The sequence below is a fragment of the Mycoplasmopsis verecunda genome, assembly GCF_033546915.1.
Classification (GTDB): Bacteria; Bacillota_I; Bacilli_A; order Mycoplasmatales; family Metamycoplasmataceae; genus Mycoplasmopsis; species Mycoplasmopsis verecunda.
Genome location: NZ_CP137850.1, coordinates 791,606 through 816,865, shown reverse-complemented (window position 1 = coordinate 816,865; position 25,260 = coordinate 791,606). Strand labels below are relative to the sequence as shown.

Sequence of the window (25,260 nt, the reverse complement as noted above, 5' to 3'; positions counted from 1 at the left end):
TAATGTCTGAAGACTCAAAAACAAAAAAAGAATCTGCATTTGTTAAAAAAACAGTTCAATCATTTGACTCTGTCAAAAAATATTTAATGGCTGATGACAAAAGAACAACAAGAAGAAAATTATATTCTTCAATATGAGCAGTTGTTTTCGGGCTTATATTTGCTTCTATTATTTATATGATTTTAGGAGCTGCACAAGGACACGGTGTAGGAGCCTTTGATTTTATAAAAAATGTTTTTAAGTTCAGTTTTGATTCAAATAAACAAGACAGTACAGCAATATTATTTATATTTTTTGGATTTGCTGGTTTAGCAGTAGCTATTGGCTTTAAATCCGGACTTTTCAATATTGGTATTTCCGGACAAATGACTATGCCTGCAATATTATTCTTTGCAATCTTAGTTATTTCTGGACAAGATTTAAAATCTATTTCAGAATCATATTTTATAGGAATGTTTTTCGTATTTATTCTAGGTGGTGCATTAGTTGCTGCTTTATCCGGTATTTTAAAAGCATTCTTTAATGTTCATGAAGTTATTTCAACAATCTTCCTAAACTGAATTATTGTATTTATTTACGCAACATTATTTGATACTACTAGAGGTACATTCTCTCAAGAACACTTAAAAGTACTTCAAGAAAATGGTTCAATTATTAATGGTCAATTAATTGAAATAATAATACCTGAAGCTTTTAAATGAAAATTTATATATTTCGGAATTGCACTATTTTTTATAGTTGCAATCGGAATGTGATTTGTTTATTCTAGAACTACACTAGGATATAAAATTAAAATGATAGGTCTTAATAAAACAAATTCAAAATATGTTGGTATTAATGAAAAAGTTACTACTATTTTAATTATGTTCCTTTCAGGAGCACTAGCTGGAATAGCTGGATTCTTCTACATTGTTTTCTGACTTAAGGCTCCGAGCTTGCAAACTGTACCTGTTGCAATCGGATTCGAATCTATTGCTGTTGCTCTTATTGCTTTAAATAGTCCTATTGGTGTTATACCATCAGCAGCTTTATATGGTATTTTATACTCATCACAAGATTTATTCTCGGTCGGAAGAGATGGAACTCCTCAATTAGACAGTAAATATTTCCCAATTGTAACTGGTGTTATTATCTTCATGACTGCACTTTCAATTATTTTCTACAAATTTAGAATTATTGATGCAACAAGAAAATATGCTGTATTATTCTGTCATAAAGAATATTGAATTAATTTTAAAAATCACCATAAATTAACATTTAAAAATAGAACTCATAAAACATGAGATAAAGAAGAAAATAGATTTAGAAGTGAATGACTTGAAAATCACTCTAATGATGAAAAATCATTGCTTTCAAATCAATATAAACTTGCTTTAAGTAAATTTAAAAAGCAATGATTTATTGATTATAAATTAGCTAAGAAACAAAATGCTGTTGAAATAGCTAATCTAAAAAATAAATATAAAGAAAACTTGAAAAATCTAAAAGCTCAATTAGCTAATGATTCAGCTAATATAAAAGATAAGAAAAATGATGATACTTATTATGCTTTATACATTAAGCATTTACAAGAAACAAATAACTTATCAGATGAATTTAATAAACAATACATTGATTTATACAATAAGTACAATGTACTATCATACAGACAAGAATTGAGATTGATAAAGAGATCTCAAAAACCTCGTTTAAAAGAATTCTCATATTATCAAAAGAAATACGATACGACTGTATCTAAATTAATTTTAGAAAATGCAAAAGCAGATACTAAACAATTAATGAATATGTATGATGAAATTTCTAAATTAAAATTTGAACTTCAGAGAAAAAGAATTGATTTAGGTTTAGGAACATACCAAGACTTAGTTAATAAACATAAAGCTCAAAGAAGAAATACAAAACTTATTTATAAATCAGTTAAAAATGAAATATTCGAAAACTTTGAAATTAAATACTTCAAAAAACCTTATAAAGATTTAGTTGTTAGATATACTCCAATACTAGATGAGAAAGGAGAAAATATATAATGATAGTTTCACAATTAGAACCAATTATTACATTTGCTATCTTCTATTTCTCTATTCTAGTTTTAGGATCTATTTCAGGTATCTTTTCTGAAAGAGCAGGTATAGTTAACATTGCTATCGCAGGATTTATGGTATTTGGTGCAACTATGTATATGTTATTTAGTTACATTCTTACAGTTATCATTCTAGGTGGTCATGGTGGATCAATTTGATTCCAAATACCTTTAACAATTATTGCTGTCTTATGTTCTGGCGTATTCTCATTACTATTTGGATATGCAACAATTAAATTGAAATCAGATCAAACAATTTCAGGTTTTGCTATTAACATTCTTTCAACAGGAATAGCAACACTATTGGTATTCGTTTTAGTTACATTACAAAACTCTTCAACATTCCAATTTTACAATCGTACAGAATTAGCATTATCAGGTTCTTTATTAAAATATCAAAATATTCTTTCATTTAGAACTGTGATGACTGTTACAATAATAATAAGTTCTTGATTTGTAATCAGAAAAACACGTTGAGGATTAAGATTTAGATCGATTGGTGAAAACCCACAAGCAGCTGACGTTGCTGGTATTAATGTTAATAAAGTTAAATGACAAGCTGTTATTACAGCAGGTATGATAGCTGGTATTGCGGGTGCTTTCTTTGCTCAAGCACAACCGGCAGTATTCTCAAATACATATGATACTAATGGATTCGGATTCTTAGCTCTTGCTATTATGATTACAGCAAGATGAAGAGTTACACTATCTGTTATTATTTCATTATTCTTCTCAATTTTATTATCAATATCATTCAATGGAACAGGCTTAACATCTGACCAAGCATTATTAGGATACTTAAGATCTTTACCATATATTGTTACTCTTATTATCATGATGCTTACAGCCAAAAATTCAGCAGGACCTGCTGCAGCTGGTGTGCCTTATGACAAATCAAAAAGATAATCGCTTCGGCGATTTTTCTTATTTTCTAATATAATTCTATTATGCTTAAAAAACTAAAAACAATTTTATTTTCAGCTGGTGCTTTAAGTGTGATTTCATTGCCTATGATGTCACTTGCTTGCACTCCAAGAGATCAATATTTAGATGCTTTAGCTAGTTGAAATAAAGAACTTAAAATGTATGAAGATAAGTTAAAAGTTCCTAATGGAGAAAAATATAAATATTTAGTAGTTGCTATGCAAAATGCTTCTAAATTTTATAATACTGGTAATTTATTATCAGATGAAGCAGGCGGACATTATTCAGGGAATACTTATTTTAATTTAGTTGCTCAACTTGAATCAAAACAACAATTAGCTACTTATCTAGCACAGCAAATTGAAACATATCCTGATTTTTATAATTCAACTACATTAGATGTATTATCTCAATATAGATTAATTTATACTGCAGATATAGACGGAACAATAGCTCCTTTAAATGCAATTGATTCAGTGTATAAAACAATTAATAATTTATGAGGAATTAATAGTTTTGCTGGTATTAGAGGGTTAATCAATAATAGAAAGCAAACTTATGTTGAAATATTTAATAAAATAAATCAATTTGCTCAAGAAAATAATTCTTTATTTATTAATGAACAAATTAGTTTAATATCACAAACTGCTAGATTATTAAATAACAAAGCTCTTTGAGAACAAATTGATTCAGTTGCTGAATTTTTAACTAAGTTAAATAATATTATTGCTATATTTAGTTCATTAGATACAAGTAAACAAAATAGCAATGTTGTTTCTGAGTATAATGTCATTAGAAATGATTTAATTATTAAAAAGCATATGCAATATTATATTCAATTAGATTTAATTGCTTTAAATAATCTAACATATGCATTTAAAGATATCTATTTAAAAATATTAGCTACCTTTTATCAAACTGAAAAATTTTCTTCAGTTTTAGATACATCTTTAATTAATGAAATCCTAACTGATATGAAGAAATTGGATAATAAATATCAAATAATTATTAATGAATTAGATCAAAATAATTTAAGTAATATAGATGGTTTAATATCCGAATTAAATGATATTTCACTAGCAAATATTGTCCTAAAAGATAGCAATATTAAATTATCAGACGAAATAAATGATAAAATTAAAGAGTATATATTATCAATCACATCCAAAAACAATAATTAATAATTAGAAAGAGAGATATATGATTATAGGAAATTCAAAAGTTGCTATTGAAGCAATTGAAAAATACGACAACATTGTTATTTTTCACCACATTAGACCAGATGGAGACTGTTTAGGTTCGCAGGCTGGATTAGCTGAATTAATTAGAACAAATTATCCAGATAAAAAAGTCTTTACCCCTGGAAATAACTTACATTTATTTGACTTCATGGGATATCATTTTGATAAATATGAAGATATTGATTTTACCAATTCGCTAGCTATCGTAGTAGATGCTTCTAGTGGAGATAGAATTGAATGTTCAGATTTATTATATGAAAACAGAACAACAGCAAAATTAAGAATTGATCACCACCCAAATGGAGCTGACATTGATTATGATTACAACTGAATCGATGAACACTATGTAGCGGCAGCTGAAATGATAGCTCAAATTGCTTATGATGCTAACTGGACAGTAAGTGCCAAGGCTGCTTCGCATATTTATTTAGGAATTAATACTGATTCAGGAAGATTTTTATATCCAGATACATCAGCGAGAACTCATAAATTAGTTGCCTTTTTAATGGAACAAGGACATTTCCACCCATCTGAAATTTTAAGAGAATTATCAAAACGTACTTTCAAATCAATTAAATTTGTTGGAAAAATCCTTTCAGACTTTAAAAAAGATGGAAGAGTCTTATACTACGAAATTGATGCTAAAACATTAGCAGATTACCAAATGGATTCATTTGAAGCTGCTCAATATGTAAATGAATTAGCCAATATTGAAGATAACTCATGTTGAGCTTTATTCATTCAACTAGAAGATGGAACAGTACGTGGTCGTTTAAGATCAAATGGTCCACTTGTTAATAAAGTAGCTAACCAATTTGGTGGTGGGGGGCATGATAATGCCGCTGGAATTACCATTCAATCTTGAGAAGAAGTTCCAACTGTATTAAAAGCTTTAAATGATGCTATCGTTGAATGAGAGGCTAAATAATGCTTATAGGGAATAAAGAATTAGTCACAGCCCAATTATATAAATATGATTCAATTGTTATTTTTCACCACATTAGACCTGATGGAGATTGTTTAGGGTCACAATTTGGTTTAAAAGAATTACTTGAAACTAATTTCCCAAATAAAAAAGTTTATGCAATTGGGGATGCTAAAGGCTCATTTCCATTTTTAGATATCAAAATGGATGAAATTCCAAGCGATGAAATTCTAGCTAAATCACTTGGAGTAGTAGTTGATGCTAACTTTAAAGAAAGAATTGAGTGTCGCGAAGTATTAGACAAAAACTTATTTGCTCAAGTAATCAGAATTGATCACCATCCAAATGAAGATGATTTAGGGGAAAATTGCATTCGTTGAATTAATTCTTCATATATAGCAGCTGATGAAATGATTACTGATTTAGCTGTTGCAAATGAATGAAAAATCACACCTAAAGCGGCAGATTTCTTATATTTAGGAATTAATACCGATTCAGGAAGATTCTTATTTGATAAAACATCAGCTAGAACATTGAAACTAGCTTCAAAATTATATGAATCAGGACTAAGAGCTGATTATATATTACAAAACTTAGCTAAAGTAACTTTAGATGATTTAAAATACAATGCTTGATTAATGTCAACATTAAAAACCCGTGATGGAGTAGCTTACATTCAAAATGATTTAGAATCAACTAAAGCATTAGGCAAAACACCACAACAATCAGTTCGTGTAAATGCAATTGCTAACATTGATGGATATCCAATGTGGGTACAATTTACCGAAGAAGAAGATCACAGAGTTCGTGTAGAATTTAGATCAAATGGACCAATTGTACGTAATGTTGCAATTAAATGAGGTGGCGGAGGTCACGAAAGAGCTTCGGGAGCTATTATAGATTCACTTGATTTAGTCGAATCTGTCATTGATGATTGTATTGCTGAAGTTAAAAGATATCAATCTGAAAACAAATAAAATTTTAAATTTTTACAAAATAATTACCTAAATTTGTGGAAGTAAATGGAAAATTGTTCCATTTGCTTCTGTTTTTTTTTTTTTTGTAAAAATAATAATAGAAAGGTGAATTATAACAAATGAACGATTTTAAAATTAAGAGAAGTGATTTAGAAGAAATATTTAGAAATATACGCTATGTAATTCCTTCATATCAACGACCATATGTATGAAAAGAAGAACAAATTACTACATTATTGGATGATTTAATTGATTTCTTTGATAATGAAATCAAAAATGAAAATTCTGATAATCAATATTTTCTTGGCTCAATTATTTTGTGTAAAGTTGGAGATTTTAGTGATAAATATTATATCTTAGACGGACAGCAAAGATTAATAACATTGTACTTAATTTGATTATGTATGCTAGATCTAATTTGAAAGAAATATAGAGAAAATAAAGATTTATTAGAAAAAATATCTGGTACATTTCCTCATCTAGTATTCCCATTTTTTGGTCTTAATAGAAGATACATTCCAAAAATATCATTCGAAACTAGAAGTGGAATTGGGATAATGTTATCAGATTTGATTAAAGCATCATATAACGGTAAAATAGACGAATTATTAGATAGTAAAGAATTTAAAAGAACTATTAAGAATGATGAAACGAAGAAATCGATATTACATGCTATTAATTGTATAAGGGACTATATTAGTTCTCATATCTCTAATAATGGTAAGGACAGCATTTTTAATCAACCAACACTATTAGGTGAATTTATTAACAATTTTTATAAATCAAAAATTGTGTTTGCAAAAATTGAAACAGATACAATAAGTGATGCTTATAACTTATTTAATATTATTAATAATCGTGGTGTTAAGTTATCAAATTCAGATATATTAAAGACTGTTAATTTACAACATATCGCATTAAAAGAACAAAACCCTTATTTAGAAGATTATGCTAAAGAATGAGAAAATATTGAGAACTCATTTAGAATCAATGACAAGAAACAAAAAGTAGACTTTGATATATTTCTTGAATTAATCAGAGCTATTTATATTAAAAAATCAGGTTCAAAATCATTATTTGCATGATTTGAGGAAGATATTTTTAAATTAAAAAATACAAGTGACAAAAAACCTTTAATTAAGCCAGGTGTCGAATTTATAAATAAGTTATCCACATTATTTGATGTTTATAAAAATGATATTGATATAACTTCAATTTCAAATCAAAATGATATTAAATATATTAACACACTTAAAATAATGTCTAGATATATACCAGATACTCAATGAATATCTCCTGTTCTGATGTTTAATGATAAATTTAGTGATCAATTAAGTAAAGATGTTAGCTTAAAGACAAAATTCATCCTTAAGTTTGAAAATTATTATACATATTATTGAATTACAAGTATGACTCGTTCTAGAATCTTTACTAAACTTGCTGATATATTAAATCTAATAGAAAAATCTAATACTGTACAAGAAGTATTAGATAGCGATATTTGAACTCGAGATTTTAATGCAAAAATGTTAGAAGATAAGTTAAAAGAAGATATATACACACAAAGATTTAATAATTATATATTACATAGATGTGAAAAGATTTTATGTGATGAACAATCACTAACCGAAACACAAGATAAAATAACAATTGAACACATTTTGCCACAAAAAATGGAAGGTGATTGATTTGAAATATTTAGTGCAGAAAAGCATAAAGAGCTTATGCATAAAATAGGTAATTTAACACTAATAACCAAAAAGAATAACTCAAAGATTTCAAATAAGAGTATTAATGAGAAATTAAATACTATAGATACAATGTATAAAGATTTCTTAATTACTAAAAATCTTATTAATTTTATTAAGCAACAAAATAATGAATCAAATTTAATCTCTGATAATGGAAATCATCAATATCAATGAAATGAAGATTTAATTAATAAACGTGGTGAACAAATAATTAAATTAATTATTGATGATTATAAACAGGAACCTTAAAACAAAGGATTTTATATGGAAACAGAAAACATTTTAGATAATTACCAATCGGTTTATAAACCAAAAATGAAAGAAGAAGTTGCTAACTTCTTCAATATGTTGACTGAAAAGTCAAAAATAGATTTAACACAAGCTGAAGAACTGGAAACAAAGTTCAATACAGCAGATAAAAAGAAAAAAAGTATTGAATTTAAATTAAGAATCAGCAGAAACGCGAGACAATCATTTGTTATACAAATAGTCTTCAGCATTATATTTACACTTATATCAATATATTATGTATATTTTACTACTACATATAGAGCTCAAGTAGCTCTTGATAGTAGTAATACTAGTACGGGTACTGTTTTGTATTTATTCCTAGCTCTTAATGTTATACTTGCATTAGTTTTATTTGTAGGAATAATAGTTGTTCCAATAATAAGAGCATTAAAAGCTTCGTATCAGAAATATAGTATGAGTAATGTAAAGGGTATTCTTGCTAATGAAATTTCTAACCTTGTATTAGCACTGGGTACAACATTAACTTTTATATTTTTAAGTATAGTCCCAAATTCTAACCAATATTACGGACTTTATATAGCCTCAATAGTTTGATTAACATTTTGATCTTTAATGATTTTTGTTGATATAGCTCTTTTCATTTACTTTTTAATAATTAATAAAAATATTAATCAACACTTAGAAATGGCTAATAGTGAGCTAAAAAGCATAGGGGATGAAGTTAAAGAAAATTTAGATCCACTTTATAAAATTTGTTGTCTTGAAGGTATTAAAGAAATTTTAGTTGATAAAATTTTTCCATTTATAAAACTAAACTTCAAAACCAGTCAAGAACTCATGGAAATTGCTGATATTAGGGATCAGAAAGATTATCTTTTAAATAATGAAAATGAAAGAATGTCTATTAAACGTGTTCAATCAGGATTCCTAAATAATGCTCCATTTGTTTCTATCATACGAAATCATAGAAGATATGTGAATGAAACATATGTTGGTTCAACAACAGTTGAATATGAAAAAGTAAGATTCAAATATGTAAATGGAAGACAAGTTAAGGAAAAATATATGCATACTGAAACATTAACAGCATCATATAGAGCACCTAAACCCTACTATTATGATACTAGCGAACTTATTTACTACAATGATTTAATGCCTCAGTTAGAATTTAAATGTTCTCCAGATTATGTTGGTAATTTAAATAAAAAACAACTAGATAAATTGATTGCAAAACAAAGTAAAATGATTAGAAAATTAGCAAATGATAATATAAATTATCAACCAATAATGGGTAATTTAACATTCGAATCATTATTTAACTGCAAAAAAAGAAATAATGAAAAAGAATTTAGAATGCTATTTACTCCTCTAGCTCAAAAGCAATATGAAAAATTATTAACATCAAGAGAAATTTCTAATGATCATAATTTCGATTTAGCAAAATTAGGTAAGTTACATATATTAAAAGAACAAAATTTATTTGCGTTATTAACATATGAGAGAAACTTGCATCAAAAATTATCTCCATATTGAAACACGGGTGTTACATATACTAATTTAAAAAATTCATTTATTCATACTTATGTTTCAGGGTTTGATGAATTATTCAAAACATTAGCTCCATTTATAGCTATACCAATGTATATGGAACAAGAAATCAATTATAAATTTAATAATGATTGACAAAATAACCTTGCAGCTGAGGAAATTGAATCATTACTTAATCGAAATATTAGTTTACGGGATGGCTTAAAACACCCAGAGGCTAGTGATTATGGGTTAATTTTTGATGTTACTAAAAAATCACAAAACGGAGATAAAGTACATTTTACAGTAACAACTTATGGTTATAAACAAATAGAACATACAGAATATATTTCGGTAAAAGCTGGAGATAATAATAGATATGATGTACCTGTTAATTGAATTGAATACCAAGAAGTTAAAAAAATATCAAATTTAACCTTAACTGTAGATAATATATCTCCAATCGATGAATTTTTACAAAACACAAATAGTAAATAAGGAAATATATGGCAAATGAACTAGATGAATTAAATGTTGTAGTTAATGAAAAAGGCAATGATATAAATGTAATTAATAAACAATTACCTGTAAAAGTTGGATTTGGTTCACTAATATTTGAAATATTCTTATGATTCCCATTAATAATTCCTGGTTTAATTTTCTTATTTATGAAAATTAGTGCTGGAAATGAATTTAGAAGAATACAACAACAAATACAACACAATGCTTCACAAGTAGATAATTACATTGAACAAAGAGTTATAATTTTACAAAATGCAGTAAGTATTGTTAATAAAGCAATTTGTTTAGACAAAGAAGTTATGACTGAAGTAGCTAAATTACGTGCTGGAGCAAAAGCACATAACGAAGCAGAAAGAACCCAAATTAATCAAAATATTGATCGTATGTTTAGAGATATTAATTTGCAAGTTGAACAATATCCAGAATTAAAAGCTCATAATGCTTTAGCTGAAGCAATGAAGCAAAATAGTTATCTACAAAGAGAAATTACAGCTGCCAGAGAAATTTATAATGATTCTATACTATTATGAAATAGTGAAATATTTAGATGGCCAACAAAAATGATTGTAGCTGCTAGAGCTCATTATACAACTAGAATACCTTTTTATACTTCAAGTGAAATTAAAGCTCAAGCTAGAAAAAACTTTTTTGAATAAGATTTAATATACATTAAAAACATCAGTTATACATTTCATTGGAATGCTGATGTTTTTGTTTATAACTTTATTTTCTGCTTCCGTTTTTTTGAAAAAATATTATTGGGTGCGAATTTTATAGCAATAATCTTATAGTTAAGGCCTATTATATGTGCTCTAATTATTCATTTAATTAATGAGAAAAATGTTTATAAAGGAAAGGTTTAGCAAATATCAAAATATAGCTAATGCAATATCTTTGTGTTTTAGTGTGATAGGATTCATTTCATTATTCACATATATTGGTTTGTTTTCCAAACTTGACAACATAAATGAAAATTATAGCAATGTAAGTCTTGCATTTTTTAAAGTTAATGAAAAAGTATATAAATGAATTTCGATAGTATATAAAATAATCAAATACTTATTAATGTTATTTCTATTTATTATTGCTATTGGTTATTGCATATATTATGGTTATGTTGTAAATATAAATGCAGGAGAACAATTTAGTAAGGTTTGATTCTCATTTTTCACAGCAACAATAATTATGTTGCAATTATTCTTAATAACTGTTTGAGATATTATTAAACTTAGTAATTACATTATCCAACAACATAAAAATTAGTTTTAAAATTGTCAAGTTAATCTTGGCGATTTTTTGATCAAAAAATGAAGGCATAAACCTCCATTTAATAATTGTTATTTAGTTTCAGCAGTTGGTACTTCTTTATTACCGGCATCAGCAGGAATAACTACTACTTGGTGAGCAATAGTTTCTGGTTTTGCATACTCTTCAAGTTTTAATTCAAACTTGTTTTTATCTAAAACAGCATCTTGTTTTTGGACATAATTTACATAAGCGATAGCTTCAGTAATTAAACTTTGTCCTTCACGCATTTGAGTTACTTCTTGTGGTTTATCTGTATAGTTTAGCATTGTGTAACCATCTCCACCTGCGGCTAAGTAGTCATTTGTTGAAATGTAGTAGTATTTGTTAGGATCAATTGCTTTACCATTAATTTTAATTGAACCTTCCTTAGCTTCTCACATGTATTCTTCTTTTTCGGTCTTACTATTTAATTTCTTAGTAATATTAGTTTCATATGAAACATTAGTTGAAAGTTGTGCGAATCCACCTGAACGAGCTTTAGAAATACCATATTTAATAGCAGCTAAAGCATCAGAACCTTTAACTTTAACTGTTACAGGTCTATTTCCAAATGGTGAAATAGCTCTAATGTCACCATATTTAACATCACCTGCAGCTAGATTAGCTCTAAGTCCTCCACCATTCATTAATCCAAATGTATTATCAATTGTACCTGCTTCAGAACCAGCAATGGTTTTTCAAGCTTTAGTTTGTAAGAAGTTTCATACTCCAGCGTTTGCAAATAAAGCTCCTAATCCAGTAGCTTGTACTCTACCTTTTCAATATGGTGTTCCATCAATATTTACTGATGAAATGTGGTCAAATGAAACGGGTGAGTTAAATGCTAATTTATCATTTTCAGCTGAATAAATTTCTTTTAATTTCTTTAATAATACTTCATTTGGTGATTGTGGATCAACTGTTTCTAGCAATGTAGCAGCTTCGATTTGGTAAATATCTCTGAGTGTTTGTCTTTGACCAACTATTTTACCTGTTGTTGTATCAAATTCAATTTCGATATCTCCAAGATATTTAGTATAAGCTTCAGTTTGTGTTACATAAATGTTAGGATCTTCACTATTGTGAATTTTTACTAATGTATGTGAGTGTCCATCAATAATTAAATCAAGTTCATTTTTAGCATTTTGAGCAAGGTATTCTGATGTTCAAGCAGCATTTGAACGTCCTGTTCCTAAGTGAGTAATTGCTATAATGAAATTAATATCTGGATGTTGTTCTCTAATTTCAGCAACTAGTTTTTTAGTTTCTTCAAGTGGCTCAGTAAATTTAACCAATTTAGAGTTTCTTGGGTGTGAAGTATAAGCTGTATCTGGTGTTGTTAATCCAAAGATAGCAACTTTCATTCCGCTTTCTAATGTTTTAATAATATAAGGTTTAAATGCACGTTGTCCAACTTTGGAAGCATCATATTCTAATTCTTCAGGTTTAATTTGAGCTTGTTCTTCAGGAGTTAATTCTTTGTAGTAAATATTTGCTGATAAAAATGGCATAGTTTCTGCATCTTTATTTAGCTCTTTGTTTAAATCAAGAACGTGTTTTAGTCCATAGTCAAATTCATGGTTACCTACAGCAACAGCTTGATATCCAATATTTTTTGCCATTTTAGCAATAGTTGCTCCTTTATCTGTATCAGATAATGGTAAACCTTGAATCATATCACCAGCTGATAATAACAAGTCATATGTTTTATCTGATAAATATGTACCAGTTCTTAACATACCTGAGTATAGGTTGTATTTTCCGTCATCAAATTCAATTCTACCGTGTTCATCGTTAGAATGATAAATCCGAATTGTTCTGATTTTTGAATTAGCTTCTTTTTCTGTTTTTCTTAATAAAGCAAATAATGCATTTTGTTTATGCATTAAAGGTTTAAGTTCATTTTGAACCTTAACTTTAACTGCATTTATTGCTTCTTCTTTTTTCGTTGCATCTTTTTCTGATTTAGCTTTTTTAAGTTCAACAGCTAATTCTTTAAGCTTTGTATCATATTTTGTGTAAACATCTTTATATTCTTTTCTAGTTGCCAAAACAATTGCATCTAATTTAGAATCAACTTTAGCTTTATCTTGTTTTACTTTGTCTAATTCAGCTTGTGAACTTGTTTTATCAGATTCTAGTGTAGCAATTTTTGCTTCAAGATCAGCTTTTTGTTTTTGTAGTTCAGTTATTTTCTTTTCTGCTTCAGGGTTAGAACATGAAGCCGCAATCATAGGCATTGTAATCACAGCGGCCCCTAAAGGCATAAAACTTAATATTCATTTTGTTCTAGTTTTCATAAATCTCCAATTTAAATAGTGTGTGATAAAGGTATTTATACCTATTTAATATTACAATTATTACAGCTAATATGAATAAAAATCATGATTTTTGTGGAACTAATTCCATTTTTTTCACATTTTGCAAGATAAACTAATTAATTGCATGAAATTATGAAAAAATTCCATTTTGATGTATTTATGTATGAGATAAAAAAACAAATACCTAGTAGTATTTGTTAGTGATTATTTATCAGTAATAATATGATTTTGCAATCTAATCTTTCGATTACGAATAATAATGAAATCAATAAACTCTTGCTTTTTAACAGTTCGATTGTATACATTAAGGCTTTGATTTCATCAATATGCTGACTCAAAATAAGCTAATTTCGTATTATGGTCAACATCAGGAATTCTATTAAGAGTTATTTCATACATTAAAGAAGACATATAAAAGTATAAAGATAAAGTATAAATTAGAGATATAAAACAAACTAATGCTACAGGTAAAAATACTCAAGGACCTGTAGTTTTTTCAAAATTAAATACTCACACCGGTATCATTAGTGAAAATAGTATGCTCATACCTATTCCTGAAGGAAAAGCAATCATGTATGCGAAGCATGTCAGTTTTTTACAATTTTTAAAATCTTTATAATCTAAATAATCATTTAGTTGTTGTTCAGATACATTATTTCATCGAGTTAAATCATATTCTTCGACTTCAAAGCAATTTTGCACCGGATTAAGCGAACCCATTAAAAGATATAAATTTACAATATATCTCAATGGACGATAAAAGGGATGCATTAGCATTGATTCTCTATTATTGAATTTATATTCGATATTATCTATCTTGAATATATCTTTATAATTGGCTAATCAATTTATAATAAATATTATTAATGGTAATACAACAAGTACTAAAAATAAATAAAATAATGTATTACTTAATGAGGAATGATAATATTTATTTACATAATAAGTTACACATAATGAAACTAAAAAGAATCCTGATGCAAATAATGAATAATAAGGTATTCAATAAAATTTAATATTCCATGATTTCATTATTATATCTCTCCATTAAACGATTGAATACAATATCAAGCGGTATATCAACTAATGAAATAATTCCTGAACCTAGATTTGCGATATTTGTAACCATAGACATTCTTTTAGTTATATTAAGAATTTTACTAATTTCAAGCACTGAATTCATGAATGTATTTTTAATATTTTTTGCTAATAAATTCTTTATACTAAACAGTTCCTTACCTGCTAGAACGCCTTTTCCAAGTTTATTTTCAGCAGCAATTATTGATTGTGTTTCTCTACCATTACCGATTGCTAGTTTCTTAGCTAATTTTAATGATATGCTAGCTAGTTTATTTACTATCTTTTCTTTTATATGGGTAAAGAAGTCGACAACATCAGCACTTAATTCTATTTTTTCTAATACATCTATAGGATATAAATTAACAATATCCTTTATGTTAGGATATGATGCAACTTTGGAGTAAAAATCGTGTACATTACGAATATTTAATAGTTCCTTGATATCATGTAATTCTGACGAAAAATCTTTTAGAATTTTAATATTGTCTTGTAATTCATTTCTAATATTTTTAATTTCTACTAATGTTGTTGTACCATTTATAGAATCTGCTATTGACATTGACATCTGAACAGATAATGCTCCGTATGAAGCGACATCCGCAATTATCCAACCGATTGAACATAGTCAAGAAATAACATTAGTAGTAATTTTTCCGGCTTCTATTGAATATAATTTATTATCAAAATCAGTTAAAAAATCTCTTATATCAGTATATGACTTTATATAATTTTGTATTTTATTTTTAACATCATAAACAAAGTCTTCTTTTGCTTCTTGAATTTGGATTTTATTTTGCTCACAGTGTCATTTAGCAACATTTGCTAAATAAACATTGTTTTTGTCATATTCATCTATATACATTAGATTCTTTTTATCTTTATAATATTTTTTAACAACTTTGTATGTTTCCTTCATTTTAACTAAATTTGATGTTATGTAGTCTGTTATTCACAAATCATATACTTGAAGTATATAAGGTGAAATCAAATGAGCATTAATTCATTTATTCCATTCTAGATTTATAAAACGATTGATATAAATATATGTTAGTTTTTCATCTAATAACTCTGAAATTCAAAATGAATTTTTACTATATTCTGATTTAGGGTTTTCAAGAAAAATATAAATTGAATAATATATAAAGTCATGTTTTCTTTTGTCGTTAGTAAATCATAAATTATACTTTGAGATAAATTCTTCTATTATTTTATGTTTATTTTCGTATTGAAGCAAATGTTGATTACATCAATCATATGCCTCAATATAATCTCATCGTCCTGTATTTTTTAAGTCTTCTATAATTGTAGTAGATTTAATTCTATCTAAATCAGTTATAGCATGTATTGGTCTAACTTTATTTCAGTCAATCTCTCTAATTTGGAATGATGGCACATTATCTATTGGTATAGAGGGTTGTGCAGCTGATAAACATGATGCAATGTTTATCATTGTATTTATTGCTTTCATAAGTGCCCCTTAAGTTTACCTTATCATACACTAATAAATGTAGCTTTATAATTAATAGTAAAAAAGCAGCTAAAATAGCCGCTGAATTTTACTCTGATATTTTAAGATTTAGTTCTAGATAACTAATTGGTTTATCATCAGTTTCTGAACAAATAAAATAATTAAATTTATATGAATTTTCTTCTTTAACCATTGCTTTGCAAAATGTACGCATGTTAATTTCAACAATTTGTTTAGATTGTGGATTTAAAAATGATACATTAGCAATACCGAAGTCTTCTTTTTTAATTTGAACTGTTGTTTCTTTCGTGTATACCCAAGCTTCATTTTCATAAATATCAATACGATTAGTATCGTTGTATTTTGGCTCTTTAAATACTAATTCAAGAGCTTGTTCTTCTTCATTTCATCTTTTTGTTAGTGGGGCATCAAATTGAATTTCTTGGATTGCGTCCACATCTAAGACTTCAACATCTTCTTCGAAATGAACTGGTGTAATTATTGATTTAAAATTAATTTTCATATTGGTCTAGTCTTTCTTTGACAACTTTAGAACCAAATAACCAAATAGCTTTAGCTAATTCTGGCCCATGAGCAACACAAGTAGCACTTAGTCTAATAGGCATAAATAAGTTTTTACCCTTAACTCCAAGAGCTTTTTGTGTGTTATTAATAGCTTCTTGTACACTTTGAATAGTAAAAATACCTTGTGATAAATCATCATATAGATATTTCTTAAACATGCTTACAGTTTTCGAATCAGCTTCAGAAAGTTCTTGTTTGTCAAAAGCAGGATTTAAATATAAATCTAAATGGGATTTTAATTCTGAAGTTGTAATTGCACTTTGTTTAAATGTTTCTACAAAGATTTCTAATCATTCTGCATCAAACATTGCTGTCTCTAGATTCATTAATTTAATTAATTTATCATTTGGTTCATTCTTTAAATATTGTTTAGAGAATCAATCCATTTTATTGATATCAAACTTAGATGGACTTTTTGATAATCTAGCTGGATCAAATTTTTCAATAATTTCAGCTTGCGACATAACTTCGCTAGCATCAGCAGAAGTTCATCCGAGTAATGCAAGGAAGTTAAAAATAGCTTCCGGAATATAACCTTCATTACGGTAATCCTCAATAAATTGTTTGGTTTCTAAATCACGTTTTGAAAGTTTTTTTCCATCCATATTAGTAATAATAGTCATGTGTCCAAATTCAGGCGCTTGTCATCCTAGAGCCTTATAAAGAGCTAATTGTTTTGGTGTATTTCCGATATGTTCCTCACCACGAAGAATATGAGTAATTTCCATATCGTAATCATCAACTACTACGGCAAAATTATAAGTCGGATATCCGTCAGATTTAAAAATAACTCAATCTGCAATTTCATCCGAATTAAATGCTATTTTCCCTCTAACAATATCATTTCATGATAATTCGATATTTTTAGGCATTACTAAGCGATATGAGTATTGCCCTAAAGCATCTCTTTTCATTTTTTCTTCATCAGATATTTTTAATCATTCCTTGTTATATCTAAAACTTGGTATACCTTTGGCATCTGATTGTGCTTTTTGTTCTTCTAGTTCTTCTGTTGTATCATAAGCTTTATAAGCTAAGCCTTTTTCAAGTAATTGATTTAAAACTTCATTATATCTATCAAGTTTTTCACTTTGACGGTATTTTCCGTATTTAGGATTTGTATGTAGTGGACTTTCATCAGGTACAATTCCTAATCAAGCTAAATTATGTAATTGTGATTCCTCACCACCTGGTACATTTCTTTTAACATCAGTATCTTCTAATCTAAAAATAAAATCACCATTAAAATGTTTTGCAAATAAGTAGCAAAATAAGGCAGTTCTTGCTCCACCAATGTGTAAATATCCAGTTGGACTAGGTGCATAACGTGTTCTAACTTTTGTTGTCATAATAACTCCTTTAAGTTATTAAATTATAAAACTTAATTAAAGTGCGATAAGTTTAAAAATTAATTTTTAAACTATCTAACTAAATATAGTTAAATTTTATCAAATTGCACATAGAGAAAAAAACAAAATAATATATATACATAAATCAAAAAGTTTTATAATAATACTGCATCGTTAGCTCAGTCGGTAGAGCAGCTGGCTCTTAACCAGCGGGTCGCAGGTTCGAACCCTGTACGATGTACCATTTCATTTATATGGCCTTTTATGAATCGTTACTAGATGTAGCGATTTTTTTATTGAAAAAAGTGCAACAAATTTGCACTCATTATTCATTATTTAACTTAATATTATTATCTTGCTCTTTTCAATTTTTAAATATTTGTTCTCGCCTTTCTTGTGATGTAAAATCACTTAATATTGAAGTATTAAATATATCCTTATCATTAAAATATTTAGGATGAAAATTAAAAATAAAACATCTTTTAAAAAGTAGTAAAATAAAAATAGATTATTAGCTCTTGCTAATACTGTTTTTTATTTTTTTATTATTCTGAAAGGAGGGAACAATGAAATACTTTGAAAAAATCAAACAAATATTTTCAAGAAAAAAAGATGCTGAACCACAAGCTGATGAGCAATTAAATATAGTTAAATTAATTGAATCATATGATGAAAGCGGTAAAGATCAACTAATTCAATCAGTTGATCAAAGTAATAGAGTTCATATTAGAAAACGTAATACTCTGTATAAAAGAACTAGAATGTCTAATTTTGGGTTAAAACTAAATCGTTTTTATTCACAAATGCCAATGTGAAAAATAGTAACAATAACTATAGTAACAGCGCTTATTTTTGGTGTTATCAGTGTTTTCTTTGTTAAAAACGTTGGTATTTATAACTTTGGTTTAGCAGCTTTTGGACAATCCGCTGCAAAAATCATTGTTGTTAATCTAACACAGAAACAAGTTTCGGCAGAAGTTAGAAACTTGATCGACCAATTTATCTTCTGAATTGCTTATATTATCTTAAGTATTCCTATATTTGTCTTCGGTTACAGAAGAGTTGGTAAAGTATTTACAAATATAACTATTTTATTTTTAGCAGTTTCATCATTAGTGTCATTTGGAATCGGACTTATTCCTGGTGCTAATAATATTTATATCATTGGAAATTACTCTAATACAAATGTGCAAAGTTTCTTATCTGATTATAAGAAACCATTAAGTAACATTATTCCATTACAATGAACAGGAGCTGATGCTGGAAATACCATCGCTTTAATGTTATATTCAATTGTTTATGGATATATGCTTGCTTACATATTTGCTATTATCCAAATTATTGGTGGTACAGCAGGGGTTACTGGTGTTATTGGTGAATGATATGCAAACGCAAAACAAAAATCATTTGGTGCAATTTCTGGTTATATGAATATCATAATTGTCTTTATTGCAGTTGCGATCGGTTCATGATTACCAGGTTCATTACTTCTTCAAGATGCTAAAGTAAATATGGAAGCGGCCCAAAAATCATGAGATGCAGGCTTAAACGATATACAACACACTGCTAATTTAACTGCTGATGATGTTGTTGATAAAGTTAAAAATTTAGCTAACAAAATATATGAGGCAAAGGGTATTAAAATTTCTGAATTCGTTGGATTTAAAAATATAGATTGACATAACGCATTTACATTTTTACCTAAACCTGAAGCCGTACCTAATACTGATCCGGTAATTTATCGCTATCTTGATTTTGCAAATAATGTATCTTTAAGTAAAGACTTTGCCACTGCACAACAATTATTTACTAAAGCATGATCATTTGAACTTTACTTATCTCCTAACTTTATAGCAACAATACTTGTTAACGTTGTGTACATTATGATGCTTGATAAGTTATATCCTAAATTTAAACTTGTACGTGTTCAAATATTTACACAAAATGCTGAAAAAATTAGAAATATGATTAATAATGATAATAAGATTATTACTGGAATGACTATTTTCCCAGCTAAAGGTGGATATAGAGGTCAAGATGTACAAGTAATAACATCTATTGCATTATTTAGACATGTGCTTCGTATTATTAAAGATGTTCGTAGTTGTGATGAAGATGCATTTATCTCAATTTCAGACATTAAAAGTATTGATGGAAATATTTATCTTCCTGAAGACAAATTCTAATAATTTTGACTACCATTTGGTAGTCATTTTATTTAATTTTAGTTTGATATATGACTAAAAATTCAATAAATGAATATTAAAGCTTATGTAAAAGAGATAAAAATATTAATAAAATGGTTATAGTTTTCAAGGTTTGTTAGAATATATCTATTTATAATGGTTCATTTATACCTAGAATATAGAGCTAAATATAATTGCTAATAATTTAGCAATATCTTAAAAAGTAAAAAAAAAAGTATAAAATTTAGTTATAAAATAAATCTATCTATCTAAAAATAACATTTTTAGACTCTAGAAAATAGCTAATACTAGTTTTTAGTCAAGATAGTAAACAATAAACAAAGGAATTAATATGTCAAAAGTCGGAAAATTTATTTTAGTTGTAACAGGTGGTTTAGCCATCGGAGCAGCTGCTGTTGCTGTACCATCTGTTCTTATCTCAAATGCTAAGAAAAATCAAGCTGCTAGAGATGCTAATAAAGCATTAGTGGCTCAAAATGATGCTTTATTAAAACAAATTGATGATGCTATTGCTAAAATTAATAATGCAAAACTTGGATATGAGTTAGAATGAATGAAAAATCCAAGTGTTACAAACTCTGCTGCTTCATTAAAAGAACAAAATACTGTTTACGATAAAGAAGGAAAGTTACTTGCTAAAGATAAATATGCTGAAATTAAATCTAAAGCACAAGATTTGCTTGATAAATTATCTGTATCAGTAAACAACTTACCTACATTACAAAACATTAATGAAGTAGATAGATTACTAGCTCAATTAGAAGCTTTAATCAAAGAAGCAAAAACAGGATATGAACCATTAATTACTGAAGCAAACAATGTTAAAGAAGATCAAAAACTATCACTTGATTTAAGTGAATTTTTAGCTGTAAAATCACAAATTGAAAAAGAATTACAAAAGGAATTAGATAGATTAAATCAATTTAAACAAGATGCTTCAACTAATAGCACATTAATAACACAAGGTAAAGAAAATAAAACCATTTCTCGTTTAGACTCTTCTAAAGTTAAAGATGAAGTTTCTAAATTACAACAATTATTACTAGAAGCAAATATAAACACAGTAAATAAATTTAAAGAATCAGTTGCAAACAAATACAATAAAATAAATTCTGAATCACTAAAAGAATTAAAAGAACAAATCGAGCAAGCTAAAGCTAAATATCCTAATGCTGAAAGAATAGCTCAATTTGAAGAACAATATACTCAATTAGAAGCTTTACAAAAAGACAAATATACAGTGGCTTCAAAAGAAGGATTTAACTCAGCTGAATTCTTAAATGAATTTAATAATAAGGTTAAATCTCAATTAGGTTACTTACAAGCATTCTTAGAAAAAGAAGATGCTAAAGTTACACTAAATGCATACAACACAGCATTAGCTGAAACTAAAGCATTACTTGAAGCTGCTAAAACTAAAGTGGCTGAAACACAATTTGCTGATTCGAAATATGGAACTGTACTCAACCAATTTGTCTCAGATGAAATTCCAACTTCATTTAGTAACAGATTAAGCAGTATTGAAAGCAGTATTGCGGAAATTTTAGGTTCAGTTTCAAAAGCTTTAAGCGAACAAAATCCAACATTAGCACCTTCTAAAGATAGCTTAAAATACATTACTGAAGCAACAGAAAAATTAGCTACATTAGCGGAATCGTTAAAACAATTCCCAACTATTATTGATAAATATATCAAGCAAGATAAAATTGAGGCTGAAACAAAACGTATTGTTGAACAAAAAGCACATGCAAAAGAAACATACGAAGTAATTAAGAAATCATATGATGATCTTAAATTTAAAGAATTATTAGCTAAAGCAAAAGAAGCTATTGAAAACTTCGGTAAAGTTGAAGAAAAAGAAAATGAAAATCCTGAAGATAGACCAGAACCAAAAGTTCTTAATGAATCAACTAAGGCTATTTTAAATAATGTATTAAAAGTATACGAACAACAATATCAAGGTGTTGAAGATAAATTTAAAGTAGTAGAAGCTTTAGTGCTAAAAGCTCTTAACCCTGAAAGTCCATACATTACACCAGGTGTACAAAACTTATATGACTTGAGTGAATATGTTAAGGAAATGAAAGAATTCGAAGCTAAAGTAAAAGACTTTGAAAACTATGTTGCCGGAGCTTACCAAAGACAACAAAAACTTAAAGCTCAAAAAGTATTAGCTAAATATGATGATGTAGTAGCACAATTAGCTAAAATGCAAAAAGATGCTTTAAAAGCTATTAAAGATGCTAAATTATCTAAAGAATTAACAAAAGTCTTAAATGATATTATTAATAATTATGTAGCACAAGCTAAAGCTGCTCAAGATGGTTTAGTAGACAAAGTTGCCACATTAAGATTGGGTTCATTAGAAGATAGAACACAATACACACCACAAAATATGGTTATGGATATTGTAAATAAAGGTATTGAAAAACTTCAAAGCATTTTAGATAAGATGTCTCAATACCCTAATGGAATAACTCAAGCTAAAATTAATGAAGCTTCAAAAGCTAAAGCTGATTTTACTAAACAATGAGAAAATGTTAATAACTTATATCAAGAATTTGGAAAAGTAATGACTTTAGATGAAGCTAAAGTTGCTGAATTTGAAAAACTTTACCCAATTGATAAATCATATAATCAAACTTGAAAGAAAGCAATTGATGAATTAAAAGATGTTGTACCTACAATGAGTACACCAGAATATGAAATCAATGCTAAAAACGTTGATGACGTTACTAAAGTAGCTAAGAAATTAGCTGATTTAGATACTAGAATTACAAAAAGACATGATTATATCATTAAAGATTTTGCTAAGAAATCAACTGAGTTATTAAAACCTTTAGAAGTAAAAATCAATGCATTCAAAACATTAGCAAAAGAAAATGGATTAGATACAAATGGATTTGACTTTACAGCTATTGATGCTAAAGTAACAGAATTAAAAGCTGAATTAAATCCAGCTACTTTATTAAATGCATTTAACAAATACAATGAATTAGTTACTTTAGACAACTACATGGCTCAAAGAAACATTGAACTTCAAGACATTGTTAAAGAATTTAATAAATCAAAAGATACATATGCAAAAAATTCAGCATATAATGAAAAAACAGCAAAAGAAAAAATATCTCAAGCATTAAACAAAATTTCAAAATTAAGTAATCCTAGTCAAAATGAAATTACACAAATTTTTGATAGATTAAAAGCTTACTTTGAAAAACTTGATGATGTTGTTGCATTAAATAAAATTAATAAAGAATTTGAATTTAGTAAAAACTTAATTAAAGAAGCAAGAGAAGAACTTAAGAAAGCTAATTTAGTTGATCCTGCTGAAAAATTACTAAGCAGATTAATTGATAAATATGCAGCTAATATAGAAGGTGTTAGAGATCTAAATGCTGAACATTTATGATTATTAAATAAATATGCTAATGAAGAAAACTCTTCCGTACATTCAACTAAAGTAACTAATCCAGATGGAACAATTAGCAATCCATTCTTAGAAGATTTAACAGGTGATATTAGAGACGCTCTAGCTAAGATTAATTATGATATTGCAGGATTAATTAAAGTTTTAATCCCTCAAGCAGTAGAAAAATATGGAACTAAAAAAGTAGAAGTTTCTGAAGAAAAACCATCAGTTTCTACTCCTGCTCCAGAATCTAAACCTACTGAAGAAATTCCTTCTGCGGATCAACCAGCAGACCAACCAGCTACTCCAGCTGAAGGAAAAGAATCAGAAAGCGAAACCACTTCTCAACCAGCAGTAAGTACTCCAGAAGAAAACAATAAGAAGGATTCAGAAGTAACAAGTTCAACAACAGATTCTAAAGAAACTGAAACTAATGGTGGTTCAACTGTATCAAAACCATCAGATACAAAACCAGCAGACAGTAATTCAGATAATGAGGTTGTTACTCAACCTGAAAAAACTGATCAAGGTACATCAGCACCTGCAACTACTCCAGATGAAAAAGAGTTGAAAGCAGGCGAAACAACTACAACAACAGGTGATACATCAGATAAAGAAGAATCTAAACCGGTTGTAGGTGGAATGGACAATCCTGGTAATACAGAAAAACAACCAGTAACTGAACCAACAAATAATCCAAGTGTAGAAGCATCATCTGACCCTTCAGAAAATAAAGAACCATCTCAACCAATTACAACATCAAATACTGGACAACCAACAGCCCCATCAGGTGGTAATGAAGAAAAAACTACAACTGATGAACATACTAAACCTGAAGCTATTCCATCATTAGAAGAACAATTAGCTAATTCTCCATTTGAAGCTGGCGGTATGGATAATTCAGCTGAAAAATTCGATCAAATATCAGAGACAGCTAAAGCTAAAGCTAAAAAATTATCAAAAGGATTCTTCCAACTATATAAAAATGGTAATTGAATAGGTGTTTCATCAGGTAGAACTGGAAATAATAATAAAATTTTTAAATTAAGAGACGATGTTGAAATAGATAAGAATATTTCTCCTACAATCAAAAAAGATGGTAGCACAATAAAATGAAAAGGTTCAATTGATAATGAAAATAGAACATTAACAATTGAATATAAAGAAGTTTCAACTAATGAAGTACATACATTAACAATCAAATTCGAAAAAGCTACAGAATCTAAGGAAGCCTAAAATAAATAAAAATAATTTGCCTAGAATACTTAAATTCTAGGCTTTTGTATATTAATGGAAGCTTTAATATAACTCATTATTAGTTGAAATTTGCAATAATATAAATAAAAGCAGTA

The 25,260-nt window shown here is 27.7% G+C and carries 16 protein-coding genes and 1 tRNA gene; 12 read left to right on the top strand and 5 right to left on the bottom strand.

Annotated elements, in window-relative coordinates; translation table 4 throughout:
• Positions 1-2 precede the first annotated feature (2 nt).
• The 9 genes from SAM46_RS03115 (at position 3) to SAM46_RS03075 (ending at position 11,462) form a co-directional block, all read left to right on the top strand.
• A complete protein-coding gene (locus SAM46_RS03115; RefSeq protein WP_078747050.1) occupies positions 3-2,027 on the top strand; it encodes an ABC transporter permease in 2,025 nt (674 codons plus the stop codon).
• Entirely contained in the window at positions 2,027-2,986 is a 960-nt protein-coding gene (locus SAM46_RS03110; protein WP_235645891.1) for an ABC transporter permease, read from the top strand. The genes SAM46_RS03115 and SAM46_RS03110 overlap by 1 nt, the downstream gene beginning before the upstream one ends.
• Before the next feature lie 41 nt (positions 2,987-3,027).
• The gene (locus tag SAM46_RS03105; protein ID WP_078747051.1) at positions 3,028-4,185 is read left to right on the top strand and encodes a hypothetical protein; all 1,158 of its coding nucleotides are present in this window, start codon (positions 3,028-3,030) and stop codon (positions 4,183-4,185) included.
• Positions 4,186-4,204: 19 nt separating this feature from the next.
• A complete protein-coding gene (locus SAM46_RS03100) occupies positions 4,205-5,173 on the top strand; it encodes a bifunctional oligoribonuclease/PAP phosphatase NrnA (RefSeq protein WP_078747052.1) in 969 nt (322 codons plus the stop codon).
• Positions 5,173-6,147, top strand: a complete 975-nt coding sequence (locus SAM46_RS03095) for a bifunctional oligoribonuclease/PAP phosphatase NrnA (protein ID WP_078747053.1) — start codon at positions 5,173-5,175, stop codon at positions 6,145-6,147. The genes SAM46_RS03100 and SAM46_RS03095 overlap by 1 nt, the downstream gene beginning before the upstream one ends.
• Before the next feature lie 119 nt (positions 6,148-6,266).
• On the top strand, positions 6,267-8,147 hold the full coding sequence (locus SAM46_RS03090; RefSeq protein ID WP_078747054.1) for a DUF262 domain-containing protein: 1,881 nt from the start codon (positions 6,267-6,269) through the stop codon (positions 8,145-8,147).
• A gap of 15 nt (positions 8,148-8,162) precedes the next feature.
• Positions 8,163-10,175: an MAG1210 family protein gene (locus SAM46_RS03085; protein ID WP_078747055.1), complete on the top strand. Its 2,013-nt coding sequence runs from the start codon at positions 8,163-8,165 to the stop codon at positions 10,173-10,175.
• A gap of 8 nt (positions 10,176-10,183) precedes the next feature.
• The gene (locus SAM46_RS03080; protein WP_078747056.1) at positions 10,184-10,855 is read left to right on the top strand and encodes a LemA family protein; all 672 of its coding nucleotides are present in this window, start codon (positions 10,184-10,186) and stop codon (positions 10,853-10,855) included.
• 286 nt (positions 10,856-11,141) lie between these two features.
• A complete protein-coding gene (locus tag SAM46_RS03075; RefSeq protein ID WP_143826113.1) occupies positions 11,142-11,462 on the top strand; it encodes a hypothetical protein in 321 nt (106 codons plus the stop codon).
• 74 nt (positions 11,463-11,536) lie between these two features.
• Here the strand turns inward: SAM46_RS03075 and SAM46_RS03070 are convergent, their stop codons facing one another.
• The 5 genes from SAM46_RS03070 to gltX form a co-directional block, all read right to left on the bottom strand.
• Complete coding sequence (locus SAM46_RS03070) at positions 11,537-13,786, bottom strand: bifunctional metallophosphatase/5'-nucleotidase (protein WP_143826114.1); 2,250 nt, start codon at positions 13,784-13,786, stop codon at positions 11,537-11,539.
• Between the two features lie 225 nt (positions 13,787-14,011).
• Entirely contained in the window at positions 14,012-14,839 is an 828-nt protein-coding gene (locus SAM46_RS03065; RefSeq protein WP_078747058.1) for a hypothetical protein, read from the bottom strand.
• On the bottom strand, positions 14,820-16,355 hold the full coding sequence (locus SAM46_RS03060; RefSeq protein ID WP_078747059.1) for a hypothetical protein: 1,536 nt from the start codon (positions 16,353-16,355) through the stop codon (positions 14,820-14,822). Before SAM46_RS03060 ends, SAM46_RS03065 begins: the two co-directional genes overlap by 20 nt.
• A gap of 88 nt (positions 16,356-16,443) precedes the next feature.
• Positions 16,444-16,878, bottom strand: coding sequence for a hypothetical protein (locus tag SAM46_RS03055; RefSeq protein WP_078747060.1), 435 nt, complete (start codon positions 16,876-16,878; stop codon positions 16,444-16,446).
• Entirely contained in the window at positions 16,868-18,289 is a 1,422-nt protein-coding gene (gltX, locus tag SAM46_RS03050; RefSeq protein WP_078747061.1) for a glutamate--tRNA ligase, read from the bottom strand. Before gltX ends, SAM46_RS03055 begins: the two co-directional genes overlap by 11 nt.
• A gap of 168 nt (positions 18,290-18,457) precedes the next feature.
• Between gltX and SAM46_RS03045 the strand changes: the two genes are divergently transcribed.
• From SAM46_RS03045 to SAM46_RS03035, 3 genes are all read left to right on the top strand, one after another.
• Positions 18,458-18,533 (top strand) — tRNA-Lys (locus tag SAM46_RS03045).
• Between the two features lie 322 nt (positions 18,534-18,855).
• Positions 18,856-20,475, top strand: a complete 1,620-nt coding sequence (locus tag SAM46_RS03040; protein WP_235645892.1) for a YitT family protein — start codon at positions 18,856-18,858, stop codon at positions 20,473-20,475.
• Positions 20,476-20,827: 352 nt separating this feature from the next.
• On the top strand, positions 20,828-25,144 hold the full coding sequence (locus tag SAM46_RS03035; RefSeq protein WP_078747062.1) for a hypothetical protein: 4,317 nt from the start codon (positions 20,828-20,830) through the stop codon (positions 25,142-25,144).
• Positions 25,145-25,260 lie beyond the last annotated feature (116 nt).